Annotated in this window: 12 protein-coding genes; 6 read left to right on the top strand and 6 right to left on the bottom strand. The window is 65.5% G+C overall.

The annotated features are described in order from the left end of the window. The 6 genes from QZY06_RS01485 to QZY06_RS01510 all read left to right on the top strand — a co-directional run. Positions 1-1021: urate hydroxylase PuuD (locus tag QZY06_RS01485; RefSeq protein ID WP_295679268.1), on the top strand; the 1021-nt coding region annotated here is incomplete at its 5' end. Then, positions 1005-2351 (top strand): guanine deaminase, encoded by a 1347-nt coding sequence (gene guaD, locus QZY06_RS01490; protein WP_295679270.1) that lies wholly within the window; start codon positions 1005-1007, stop codon positions 2349-2351. The genes QZY06_RS01485 and guaD, both read left to right, overlap by 17 nt. Positions 2352-2446: 95 nt before the next feature. Further along, on the top strand, positions 2447-3214 hold the full coding sequence (locus QZY06_RS01495) for a GntR family transcriptional regulator (RefSeq protein ID WP_295679272.1): 768 nt from the start codon (positions 2447-2449) through the stop codon (positions 3212-3214). After that, on the top strand, positions 3204-4148 hold the full coding sequence (puuE, locus tag QZY06_RS01500) for an allantoinase PuuE (RefSeq protein WP_295679276.1): 945 nt from the start codon (positions 3204-3206) through the stop codon (positions 4146-4148). Before QZY06_RS01495 ends, puuE begins: the two co-directional genes overlap by 11 nt. Further along, positions 4145-5881, top strand: a complete 1737-nt coding sequence (locus QZY06_RS01505; protein WP_295679279.1) for an allantoate amidohydrolase — start codon at positions 4145-4147, stop codon at positions 5879-5881. Before puuE ends, QZY06_RS01505 begins: the two co-directional genes overlap by 4 nt. Next, a complete protein-coding gene (locus tag QZY06_RS01510; protein ID WP_295679282.1) occupies positions 5878-7149 on the top strand; it encodes a M20/M25/M40 family metallo-hydrolase in 1272 nt (423 codons plus the stop codon). Before QZY06_RS01505 ends, QZY06_RS01510 begins: the two co-directional genes overlap by 4 nt. Positions 7150-7270: 121 nt before the next feature. On the opposite strand, the gene tmk is transcribed toward QZY06_RS01510, so the two are convergent. The 6 genes from tmk to acpP form a co-directional block, all read right to left on the bottom strand. Continuing rightward, positions 7271-7933 carry a dTMP kinase gene (gene tmk, locus QZY06_RS01515; RefSeq protein ID WP_295679284.1) on the bottom strand — a complete coding sequence of 221 codons (663 nt, stop codon included), beginning with the start codon at positions 7931-7933 and terminating at the stop codon, positions 7271-7273. Next, positions 7930-8937: an endolytic transglycosylase MltG gene (gene mltG / locus QZY06_RS01520; protein ID WP_295679287.1), complete on the bottom strand. Its 1008-nt coding sequence runs from the start codon at positions 8935-8937 to the stop codon at positions 7930-7932. Before mltG ends, tmk begins: the two co-directional genes overlap by 4 nt. 68 nt (positions 8938-9005) lie before the next feature. Beyond that, positions 9006-9845 carry an aminodeoxychorismate lyase gene (pabC, locus tag QZY06_RS01525; protein ID WP_295679289.1) on the bottom strand — a complete coding sequence of 280 codons (840 nt, stop codon included), beginning with the start codon at positions 9843-9845 and terminating at the stop codon, positions 9006-9008. Beyond that, positions 9842-11152 carry an aminodeoxychorismate synthase component I gene (locus QZY06_RS01530; RefSeq protein WP_367275533.1) on the bottom strand — a complete coding sequence of 437 codons (1311 nt, stop codon included), beginning with the start codon at positions 11150-11152 and terminating at the stop codon, positions 9842-9844. Before QZY06_RS01530 ends, pabC begins: the two co-directional genes overlap by 4 nt. 58 nt (positions 11153-11210) lie before the next feature. After that, positions 11211-12452 (bottom strand): beta-ketoacyl-ACP synthase II, encoded by a 1242-nt coding sequence (fabF, locus tag QZY06_RS01535; protein ID WP_295679296.1) that lies wholly within the window; start codon positions 12450-12452, stop codon positions 11211-11213. 49 nt (positions 12453-12501) lie between these two features. Continuing rightward, positions 12502-12709 (bottom strand): acyl carrier protein (acpP, locus tag QZY06_RS01540; protein WP_295679299.1); only part of this gene is annotated, 208 nt, incomplete at its 5' end.

A 12709-nucleotide genomic window follows, 5' to 3' on the forward strand; every position in this document is an offset into this window, starting at 1 on the left:
CAACCCGCAGAAGTACCGCGTCGCCCCCGCAACCTTGCCGCCGCATCTGCACTGGTTCTACTGGGAGGCGTACAGCACCTTCCTGTCCGGCTTCTTCCTGCTCTGCCTGCTGTATTACGCGCAGGCCGAGATCTATCTGATCGACCCGGCGGTAATGGCGCTGAGCAAGCCGTTGGCGATCGCGATCGGCCTCGGCTTTCTGATCGTCGGCTGGCTGGTCTATGACGGGCTGTGCCGTTCGCCGCTGGCGCGCAATGAGCGAGCGCTGGCAGCCGTGATCGCGCTGCTGCTTGGCGTCGAAGCCTGGGCGCTGTGCCATCTGTTCAGCGGCCGCGGCGCCTACATCGAGTTCGGCGCCACGCTGGGCACGATCATGGTCGCCAACGTCTTCTTCGTGATCATTCCCGGCCAGCGTCAACTGGTGGAAGCGAAGAAACAGGGCCGCGAGCCGGACCCGATCCACGGCATCCGCGGCAAGCAGCGTTCGGTGCACAACACCTATTTCACCTTGCCGGTGCTGTTGGTGATGATCTCGAACCACTACTCGATGACTTATGGCGCCCGCTACAACTGGCTGGTGCTGATCGCGATGAGCGCCGCCGGTGCCGCAATCCGCGCCTGGTTCGTGGCCCGCCACAAGGCCCATGAACGCGGCGGCAAGACTTCACCGACGAGCTTGATCATCGGCTTGCTGCTGCTCGCCGCAGTTGCCCTGGCGCTGACGCCACGCAGAGCTGAGCCGACACCGACCAGCCTCGCCCCCGCCGCCGAGTTCGCCGCCGTGCAGACGATCGTCACCCAGCGCTGTGCCGGTTGCCATGCCGCCGCGCCGACTCAGCCGGGCTTTGCGGTAGCACCGAAAGGCGTGCTGCTCGACAGCCCCGAACACATCCTTGCGCAGACCGCGCCGATGCAGCAGCAGATCGCGAGCCACGCGATGCCGATCGGCAATCTGACCGGCATGACCGACGCCGAACGCGCCACCGTACTGACCTGGATCGAGCATGGCGCTCCGCACTGACAGTCCTCTGCAGGCAACCGTCGCCCATCGCGGCCGGCTGCTGCGTTTCAGCGGCGATCCGGGCACGCAGGACGATGCGTCCGCTTACGAATATCTGGACGACGGCCTGCTGCTGATCGCCGATGGCAAGGTCGCTGCCGTCGGCCCCGCCACCGAGTTGCTGAATGGCGCCGCTGCCGGCGTGCCGCTGATCGAGCATCGCGATGCGCTGCTGCTGCCCGGTTTCATCGACAGCCACATCCATTATCCGCAGACCGACATGATCGCCTCGGGCGGTACCGATCTGCTCGACTGGCTGACCCACTACACCTTCCCCGAAGAACGCCGCTTCGCCGACGCCGTTGCGGCGCGCGAAGTCGCCGAGTTCTTCCTCGACGAGCTGATGCGCAACGGCACCACAACGGCGCAGGTGCTCGGCAGCGTCCATCGCGCCTCGGCGGAAGCGATCTTCGCCGCCGCCGAAGCACGCGGGCTGAGACTGATCGCCGGCAAATGCCTGATGGATCGCAACTGCCCGGACGATCTGCGCGATACCGCGATCGACGGCGAGCGCGATACCCGTGCCTTGATCGAGCACTGGCATGGTCGCGAGCGGTTGCACTACGCGATCACCGTGCGCTTCGCGCCGACCTCCACCGACGCCCAGTTGCAGAGCGCCGGCCGGATGGCGCGCGACTATCCGGACAGCTTCATTCACAGCCATCTGGCCGAGAACCTCGGCGAAGTCGCCTGGGTGCGCGAGCTGTTTCCGAAGTCGCGCAGCTATCTCGATGTCTACGAGCATTACGGCCTGCTGCGCGAGCGCGCCATCTATGCGCACTGCATCTATCTCGACACCACAGACCGCGAGCGAATGGCCGCTACCGGTGCGGCTTGCGCGTTCTCGCCGACCTCGAACCTCTATCTCGGCAGCGGCCTGTTCGATCTCGCTGCCTGCGATGCCGTCGGCATGGGCTACGCGCTGGCCACCGACGTCGGTGGCGGCAGCAGCTTCAGCATGCTGAAAACCATGAGCGAGGCCTACAAGGTCGCGCAGCTGCAAGGCCAGCGACTGACGCCGCTGCGGGCTTTCTATCTCGCCACCTTGGCCGGCGCCCGCATCCTCGGGCTGGCCGATCGCATCGGCACCTTGGCCGTTGGTAGCGAAGCGGATTTCATCGTCCTCGATCTGAAAGCGACGCCGCTGCTGGAAAGGCGCATCGCGCGTTGCCGGAGTCTTTCCGAAGAGTTGCTGGTGCTGATGACGCTGGCGCCAGACCTTGCGATCCGTGAAACCCATGTGCTTGGCCGGCCGATGCTGGCTGCGAGTGGTCCGTCTTTTGCCGTCTGATATTGACGACAATTCAATGTCACTTTCGTGTACAAAAGCAGTGCTCGTTTTCGATTGCGAATCACGCTGAAACAGTCTGGAAACTGCCGAACGACATGCCTCCCAAACTAGCCCCATCAGCCGACACGGCTTCGAAGATCAAAGCAGCACGCAAGACGACGACCGTCGCCGCAGCCGAATCCAGCGCGGCCGTCGGCTCCGGCATCGAAAAGGCTTACGAGCGCATCTGGGGCGCGATCATGGATCACTCGCTGCCACCGGGTACGCGGCTGATCGAGGACAAGCTCTGCGAGATCTTCGGCATCGGCCGCACCCGCATCCGCCAGGTGTTGCAACGGCTGGCGCATGAGCAGGTGGTGACCCTGATGCCGAACCGCGGCGCCATTGTCTCCCAGCCGACCGTGCAGGAAGCGCGGGACATCTTCGAAGCGCGCGGCGTGCTCGAAGCCGGCATCGTCGCCCGCTTCATCCAACGCGCCACCCGCGCCGACGTCCGCCGCATCCGCGAGCATCTGGCGCGGGAGAAGCTGGCCTGGCGCGACAACGATCGCCGCACGATGTTGAAGCTGTCCGGTGACTTCCATCTGATCATCGCCGAGATCGCCGGCAACGCGACGATGACCCGCCTGCTGCGCGAACTGGTATCGCGCTCCTCGCTGATCATCGCCGTCTATCAGCAGCCCGGTGCTTCGTCCTGTCCGCCGGACGAGCATCAGGCGCTGTGCACCGCGCTGGAACGCGGCGACACGGCCGCGATCGAGCTGATGCAGGCGCATCTGCGCCATGTGCTCGAAGACCTGAATCTGGTCGAGCACCGCGAGGACGGCATCGACCTGAAGGCCGTGTTCGCCGATGTCGCCTGAGACCTACGATCGCGACCTGATCGGCTACGGTCGGCGGCCACCGCATCCGCGCTGGCCGGGCGGCGCGAGAGTGGCGCTGCAGTTCGTGCTCAATCACGAGGAAGGTGCCGAGAACAACGTGCTGCATGGCGATGCCGGCTCGGAGACCTTCCTGTCCGAGATCATCGGCGCCGCCTCGTTTCCGATGCGCCACATGAGCATGGAATCGATCTACGAATACGGCTCGCGCGCCGGCCTGTGGCGCGTGCTGCGCGCCTTCGAATCGCGCAGCCTGCCGTTGACCGTGTTCGGCGTCGCGATGGCTTTGCAGCGACATCCCGAAGCGCTTTCGGCTTACCGCGAACTCGGCCACGAGATCGCCTGCCACGGTCTGCGCTGGATCAGCTATCAGGGCATCGATGTAGCCACCGAACGCGCGCACATGGCCGAGGCCGTGGCGATCCAGCGCGAGTTGACCGGCGCTGCTCCGCTCGGCTGGTACACCGGCCGCGACAGCCCGAACACGCGGCGCCTGGTCGTCGAGCACGGCGGCTTTGTCTACGACGCCGATTCCTATGCCGACGATCTGCCGTACTGGACCGAAGTCGCCCTTGGCGACGGCACTCGCCGGCCGCATCTGGTGGTGCCCTACACGCTCGATAGCAACGACATGCGCTTCGCGGCGATGCAGGGCTTCAACTCCGGCAGCCAGTTCTTCGACTATCTGAAAGACGCTTTCGACGTACTCTATCGGGAAGGCGATCCCGCTGGGCTCGATGCACCGAAGATGCTGTCGATCGGTCTGCATGCGCGGCTGATCGGCCGGCCGGCGCGCATCGCCGCGCTGGAACGCTTTCTCGACTATGTCCTTCAGCACGACAAGGTCTGGATCACCCGGCGCATCGACATCGCCCGGCACTGGATCGCGACGCATCCCTACGAGCCCCAGCCATGATCGCGCTCAATGAACTGAATGCGGCCAGCGCCGATGCGTTCGTCGCCGCCCTCGCCGGCATCTTCGAGCACTCGCCCTGGGTCGCCGAAGCCGTGCTGCCGCTACGGCCGTTCAGCTCGCGGCTGCAGTTGCATGAAGCGATGTGCGCGGCGGTCGATGCTGCCGGTATCGACGCTCAGCTGAAGCTGATCCGCGCCCATCCCGAGCTGGCCGGCCGCGCCGCGGTGCGCAAGGAGCTGACCGCCGAATCGACGCGTGAACAGCAGGGCGCCGGCCTCGATGCCTGCACGCCGGGCGAGTTCGCGACGCTGCAGACGCTGAACGACGCCTACAACACAAAGTTCGGTTTCCCGTTCGTGCTCGCCGTGCGCGGCCACAACCGCAGTTCGGTGATCGCCGCATTCATGCAGCGCCTCGATCACGACCTCGACACTGAACGAAAGACGGCACTGCAGCAGATCGATCGCATCGCCGGCTTCCGGCTTTACGACAGCGTGTCCTCCGCGGCCGGCAGCGAAATCCTGGCCATGCTGGACTGCCTGGCGCAGTACAGCGATCAGGCCGATGGCCTGACCTGTTCCTACTTGAGCCCGGCCCATCGCCAGACGGCCGCGTTGATCCGCGACTGGATGCTGGCGGCCGGCTTGAGCGTTGAGATCGACGCGGTCGGCAATGTCGTCGGCCGCTTGTACAGCGAGCAGCCGAACGCGAAGACGCTGCTGACCGGCTCGCATTACGACACCGTCGTCGATGGCGGCAAGTACGACGGTCGGCTCGGCATCGTGTTGCCGATCCTGGTCGCCCTGGACTTGCGTCAGCGCGGCCTGAAGCTGCCGTACGCGCTGGAGATCATCGCCTTCAGCGAAGAAGAAGGCGTGCGCTACAAGTCGACCTTCCTCGGCAGCGGTGCGGTCGTCGGCCAGTTCGATCCTGTTTTGCTCGATGCCGTCGATGGCAACGGCGTCACCCTGCGTGCGGCGATGCTGGAGGCCGGTTTCGATCCCGAGCAGATTCCGGCAATCGCACGCGACCCGGCCAGCCTGCTCGGCTATGTCGAAGTTCACATCGAGCAAGGCCCGGTGCTGCTCGACGAAGACCAGCCGCTCGGCGTGGTCACCTCGATCGCCGGCAGTCATCGCTACACCGGCAGCATCACGGGTCTCGCTGGCCATTCCGGCACAGTGCCCATGCATCTGCGCCACGATGCTGCGGCAGCCGCAGCGGAGCTGATTCTTTACGTCGAGCGGCGCTGCAGCGGCGTGCCCGGTCTGGTCGGCACGGTTGGCCGTCTGGAAGTGCCGGGCGGCGCGATCAATGTCATTCCCGGCCGCTGCACCTTCAGCCTGGACATTCGCGCCGCCGATGATCTGCTGCGCGATGCGGCGGTCGTCGATGTGCTCGCGGAGATTGATGCGATCGCCGAACGGCGCAAGGTCGACATCGTGCTGACCCAGGTTCTGGCCGCCGCCTGCGCACCTTGCGCGACCCGCCTGCAGGCGCAGTGGGCGGCGAGCATCCGCCGCGTCACCGGCAATCCGGCACCGCGCCATCTGCCCAGCGGTGCCGGCCACGATGCGATGAAGATGGCCGCGATCACCGACATCGGCATGCTGTTCGTCCGCTGCGGCAATGGCGGCATCAGCCACAACCCGGCGGAAACCATGAGCGCCGACGATGCCGATGTCGCCACGCGCGTATTCACCGACTTTCTCCTGAGCTATCCCGCGACATGACCGATTCATTCCACGACGCCATCGCCCGCGAAGTCGATGCCGATTTCGCCGAGGCCTGCGCCTTCCTCGCCGAACTGGTCAAGGTGCCGACCGACAATCCGCCTGGCGACTGCGCGGCCCATGGCGCGAAGGCGAAGAGCCTGCTAGAAGCGTTGGGTCTCGAAGTCGAGGCTCATCCCGTGCCGGAGGCCGAGGCGCGTGCCGTCGGCATGATTTCAGCGACCAATCTGATCGTCCGTCAGCGCTTCGGCAGCGGCGATGGGCCGACGATCGCGCTCAACGCGCATGGCGATGTGGTGCCGCCGGGCCAGGGCTGGACGCAGGATCCTTACGGCGCGGTGGTGATCGACGATCCGGTGCATGGCGCCGAGATGGTCGGCCGCGGTGTGGCCGTCAGCAAGTCTGACTTCGCGACCTATACCTTCGCGTTGCTGGCGCTGCGCAAGCTTGCTGCAGCTGGATTGAAGCTCGATGGCAACATCGAACTGCACTTCACCTACGACGAGGAAGTGGGCGGTGATATCGGCCCGCGCTGGCTGCTGGAACAGGGTTTGAGCAAGCCGGATTACGCGCTCAGCGCCGGCTTTTCCTATGCGGTGACCACCGCGCACAACGGTTGTCTGCATCTGGAAGTGACGGTGCGCGGCAAGCAGGGCCATGCGGCGATGCCGGAATCCGGTGTCGATGCGCTGGCGGCTGCGACGACCATCCTCAGCGCGCTCTATGCGTCACGCGCCGAGCTGGCCAAGCGCTCGTCGAGCACTTACGGCATCAACAGCCCGACCTTGAACGTCGGCCTGATCGAGGGCGGTATCAACACCAACGTCGTGCCGGATCGGGTCACGTTCCGCATCGATCGGCGAATGATTCCGGAAGAGATTCCGGCGCAGGCGGAAGCTGAGCTACGAGCGTTGATCGAAACCACCGCAGCGAGCCTGCCCGGCATCCGCATCGAGATTCGCCGTGTGCTGCTGGCGCTGCCGCTGGTGAAGCTGCCGGGTGCCGAACGGCTGACCGAATCGCTGCAGAAACATGGCGAGCACTACTTCGGCACCGCCATCACCGAACACGGCGTGCCGCTGTACACCGATGCCCGTCACTACACGGCCGCCGGCATTCCCACCGTGCTCTACGGCGCCGGCCCGCGCACCCTGGGCGAAGCGAACGGTCACGCCGCGGACGAAAAGCTGCGGCTGAACGATCTGCGCCGCGCGACGGCGACCGTGGCCAGCATGCTGGCGGAACTGCTGGCTGTCTCTGCGACTTAAGGCCTGTTCGTCGCGTCCTCGCAAACATCGTCATTCCCGCGCAGGCGGGAATCCAGTTCTTCGTTGCCGGCAGCGCGCTACGGCTGAAACTGGATGCCCGCCTGCGCGGGCATGAGGGGACTTACGGCCCCGCCCAATCTGCCGAGCGTTGCTCGATCCGCTCAGCCAAGCGGGCTTGAACGTCGCCGATGACTTCGACGATCGGCCGGCTGGCGTCGATCACGGCCCAGTGCTCCGTATCGGCTGCTGCCTGCTTGAGAAAGCTGGCACGTACGCGCTCGTGGAAGCCGATATCCAGTCTCTCGAACAGATCTTCGCTGGACTTTTCTTCGGCCAGCCGCTTCAGGCTGCGCTTCAGGCCGATTGCCGGCGACACGTCGAGCAGGATAGTCAGGTCGGCCGCGACATCATCGGCAGCGATCTTCTGCAGTTCGAGAATGACTTCGGACGAAAGCCCGCGGCCACCGCCCTGGTAGGCGATCGTCGAGCCGACAAAGCGGTCGCAGAGCACGACGCGGCCGGCGGCCAGCGCCGGGCGGATCAGCCGGCCGACATGCTGGGCGCGGTCGGCCATCATCATCAGCAGTTCGGCGGTCGGCTCCCAGTTGGCGCCGCTCTGCACCAGCGCCGAGCGAATGACCTGGCCTTCGGCAGTGCCGCCTGGGGCGCGCGTGCACAGCGGTTCGATGCCTTGAGCAAGTAGCCATTCAGCGACTGCCGACAGCACCGAACCCTTGCCGGCGCCCTCGCCGCCTTCGAGCACCACGAAGAGACCACGGCTCACTGCGCAGCCCCACGGCCGCCGAGCTGATAGCGGCGTACGGCTTCATTGTGCTCGGCCAGGGTCGCCGAGAACTGATGGCTGCCGTCGCCCTTGCCGACGAAGTACAGCGTGCTGCCGGCTGCCGGGTGCATCGCGGCGTGGACCGAGGCGCGGCCCGGCAAGCAGATCGGCGTCGGCGGCAGGCCGTCGCGGGTGTAGGTGTTGTAGGGCGTGTCGGTGAGCAGGTCGCGGCTGTGGATGTTGCCGTCGTAGCTGCTGCCGATGCCGTAGATCACGGTCGGATCGGTCTGCAGGCGCATGCCGATCTGCAGACGGCGGATGAAGACGCCGGCAATCTGTTCGCGTTCCGCGGCCACGCCGGTCTCCTTCTCGATGATCGAGGCCATGATCAGCGCCTGTTCGGGACCATCGTACGGCAGGTTCGGATCACGGCCCGCCCATTCCTCGGCCAGCACCTGCTCCTGCGCAGCGACGGCCTTGCGCAGGAAAGCGACATCGCTCATGCCCTTGCTGAACCGGTAGGTATCCGGGAACAGGCGGCCTTCGGGTGACTTGCCGGGCTGGCCGAGTGCGGCCATCAGGCCGGCCTCGTCGAGGTCGGGTGCCAGGGTCTGGGTCAGCACCGGCGATTCCCGCACCTTCTTCAGCGCATCGGCAAAACGCCAGCCTTCGATCAGCTGCAGTTCGTGCAGCACGGTCTTGCCGGACACCCACAGCGCCAGCAGGCTGCGTGGCGTCATCGTCGGTTCGACCCGGTATTCGCCAGCCTTCACCGCGGCGGCGCGGCCGTCGATTCTTGCCAGCAGGCCGAGGTAGATCGCCTGGCGATGCGCGGCAAAGATGCCCTGTTCGTTGGCGTTCGCGAGAATCTTCGGCAGGCTGCTGCGGGCTTCGATATCGAAGTTGCGCGGCTCGCTCAAGCCCAGCGGCGCATCGAGCTGCTGGTGAGCGTCGAACAGCAGCGCAACTGCCGCCAGCACCAGGGTCAGCATCAATGTGAGCAAGCGTCGGAACATCCGGCCTAGCCAGCTACGCTCCGGTTTGGTTTTTTTTGGCTTCTTTGGCGTGCTCATCAAACTCCTCGGAATGGATGGGCCAATGGATGGACAAGGGCCGTCTGCAGGCGACGGGTGATCGGTCTGTCGACCGGATAGAGATGATCGTCCAGCCGTCGCAAGGGCCAGATGCCGATCAGGCTGTTGCAAAGGAAAGCTTCGTCAGCCGACTGCAGCGCCGTCCAGGGCTGGCTGGCGATCGTGCAATCGATGCCGAGCTGCGCGGCCAGTGCCAGCACCTGAGCGCGGGTGAGGCCAGCCACGCCGCAGCGATCGAGTGCCGGCGTGTACAGACGGCCATTGCTGACCCAGAACAGGTTGCTGCGGGTGCCGCAGACGGGATTGCCGTGCTCGTCGGCTAGCAGAGCTTCATCGACATCCGCGGGCCAGTCACGGCTGGCCAGCACCTGTTCGAGCCGGTTCAGATGCTTGATGCCGGCGAGCAGCGGCTGGGATGCCATGGTCACCGGCGAACGGATTGCGGCGATGCCATCGATCGCGTGACTGGCCGGCCAGTCGGGCGGCGGATAGGCGAGCAGCAGCAGATCGGCCCGGTGGGTCCGGGGTGGATAGCCGCGCCCGGTGTCGGTGCGGATCAGCATCAGTTTCAGGATCGCTTCATCGAGATCGGCAACGGCAGCAAGCTCGGCGAGCAGAAATTCACGCGATGGCGCATCGAGACCGAGCGCCGCGGCGTCGGCGGTCAGTCGCTCGATCTGGGCATCGGCCGTAACGATGGCCCCGCCGTGCAGCAGCATCGTCCGGAATACGCCGTCACCGTAGTGCAGGCCGCGGTTGCCGACCTGAACCGATCCGGCAAACGCGCCGTTCCAGCGACTGCGCAGCGGCGCCGTCACGCCGGCGTTCCGAGCGCCAGCAACAGGCCGCGCGCCTTGGCGCGAGTCTCGGCGAGTTCGGCCAGCGGCTTCGAATCGGCGACGATGCCGGCACCGGCGCGGAAGCTGACGGTATCGCCCTCGCAGACCAGGGTGCGGATCAGGATGTTGGTGTCGAGCCGGCCGCAACGAGACAGATAACCCATCGCGCCGGTGTACGGGCCGCGGCCCTCGCCTTCGAGTTCGGCGATCACTTCCATCGCCCGGACTTTCGGCGCGCCAGTGATGGTGCCGCCAGGGAACACTGCGCGCAGCGCCGCTCCGGGACCGACACCATCGCGCAGCCGGCCGCGGACGTTGGAAACGATGTGATGGACGTGGGCATAGCTTTCGACGGTCATCAGCTCGCTGACCTCGACCGTGCCCGGTACCGAGATGCGGCCGAGGTCATTGCGTTCGAGATCGATCAGCATCACGTGCTCGGCGCGCTCCTTGAGGCTGGCGATCAGGCGTTCGCGATCGCGCTCGTCCTCGGCGCGGTCGCGGGCATGGGTGCCGGCGATCGGCCGGGTCTGCGCCATGCCGCCGGACAGTTCGATCAGCCGTTCCGGCGACGAGCTGAGCACGGTGCTGCCGCGCCAGGATGCGAGCCCGGCGAATGGCGCCGGATTGGCACGGCGCAGGCGTTCGTACAGCGCCGTCGCATCGACCGGCTCGCCGTAACGCGCCGTCCAGCGCCGCGACAGATTGACCTGGAAGACGTCGCCGGCATCGAGGTAGTCGAGGATGCGCGAGACGCCGCTGAGGAAACGCAATTCGTCATCCTCGGTGATCGTCGGCGGCGTCTGCTCGACGGGCGTCGCGCTCGAAAACATCGTCGCCGCGCAGTCCTGTTCCATCTGCCTGATTGACGCGATCGAGCCTTCGTCCAGGCCCAGTGCCGTGCCGGCAACACGGTCGACGACGATCGCGCCGGTGCAGCGCACGGCCAGCGCATCCGGCAGCCGATACGGCGATATCGGCAGCCGCAATCTGGGCTCGACCCAGCGCACGGCTTCGTAACCCGCGAGCAGGAACCAGCCGCCGACGAAGGGCAGACCGTGATCTTCCGTTCTGCTCAGCGAAGCGGCTGCGTCGTCGAGCGCGGCGAAGAAATCGCCGTCACCTGCTGTCGCCTCGATCGCGTCTTCAGGAAACGCGAACAGCAGATCGTAGCGGCCGGCCTGGGGATGGCTGGCCACGGATTGCAGCAGGAAGGGATAACGCTCGGGAAACCGGCGATGCAAGGCCAGCAGATCCACTGAAGCGGGCAATGCGCAGTGGAGCATCGGTCTCAATCAAACGATTGCGGCAAGGCGTTCCGGTCGCAGCGCGACCGGATACCGTTCAGATGCGACGGAATACCAGCGAGCCGTTGGTGCCGCCGAAGCCGAAGGAGTTGGAGATCGCGATGTCGATCTTCCGCTCGCGCGCCTTGTGCGGCGTGTAATCGAGATCGCAGCCTTCGTCCGGGTTATCCAGATTGATCGTCGGCGGCGCGATGTTGTCGCGGATCGCCAGCACCGAAAAGATCGCTTCGATGCCACCGGCCGCGCCGAGCAGATGCCCGGTCATCGACTTGGTGCCGCTGATCGCGACCTTGTAGGCGTGCTCGCCCAGTGCCGATTTGATCGCATCGCTTTCGGCAACGTCACCCAGCGGGGTCGACGTGGCGTGGGCGTTGACGTGATCGATGTCCGTGGCGTTGATGCCCGCGTCCTTGATTGCGTTGACCATGCAGCGTGCAACTTGTGGCGCACCCGGTACTGGCTGGGTGATGTGGAACGCATCGCTGGTCAGGCCGAAGCCGATCAGCTCCGCATAGATTTGCGCGCCGCGCGCCTTGGCGTGTTCGTACTCTTCGAGCACCATCACGCCGGCACCATCGCCGAGCACGAAACCGTCACGATCACGGTCCCAGGGCCGGCTGGCCGTGGTGGGCGAATCGTTGCGGGTGGACAAGGCTCTGGATGCGCAGAAGCCAGCGACACCGGCCGGAGCCGAGCCTGCTTCCGCACCGCCGGCAATGACGACATCGGCATCGCCATAGACGATCATCCGATGCGCCATGCCGATGGAATGCGTCCCGGTCGTGCAGGCCGAGACGATGCCGAAACTCGGCCCGTTCAGGCCCAGTTCGATCGAGATCGCACCGGACACCATGTTGATGATGCAGCCGGCGACGAAGAACGGCGAAACCTTCTTGACGCCGCCCGGACCATTGAGCAGCGTGCACTGCTCCTCGATGGTTCCGATGCCGCCGATACCGGAGCCGACGATCACCGCGATGCGCTCGCGGTTGGCATCGGTGATTTCCAGTCCGGCGTCGATCACCGCCATCTTCGCCGCGCCGACACCGTAATGAATGAACGGGTCGTTGCGACGAACTTCCTTGGGGCCCACCCACTTCAGCACATCGAACCCCTCGACCAGCCCGGCAAACCGCGTCGGGTAGGTCGAAACGTCATAGGCCGTCATCGGCTTGATGCCGCTGTATCCGGCAAGCAGATTCGCCCAGGCAGTGGGGATATCAGAGCCGACCGGCGAGACGATACCGAGGCCGGTGACGACTACGCGACGTCGCGTCATGAGTCGTTAGCAGAATGGGATGAAAGGAAGGTGAGGCTACGCAGGCTGATCAGGAAGCCTGGTTGGTGTGCGACTTGATGTAGCTGAGAACGTCACGGAAGGTGACGATCTTTTCGGCTTCTTCGTCCGGGATGTCGATCTCGAACTCTTCTTCGAGTGCCATCACGAGTTCGACGGTGTCGAGAGAATCGGCGCCGAGATCTTCAACGAACGAGGCCTCCGGAGTGATCTGGTCTTCAGCCACGGAAAGCTGTTCG

This window comes from uncultured Nevskia sp. (assembly GCF_903885465.1).
In the GTDB taxonomy this organism is placed as follows: Bacteria; Pseudomonadota; Gammaproteobacteria; order Nevskiales; family Nevskiaceae; genus Nevskia.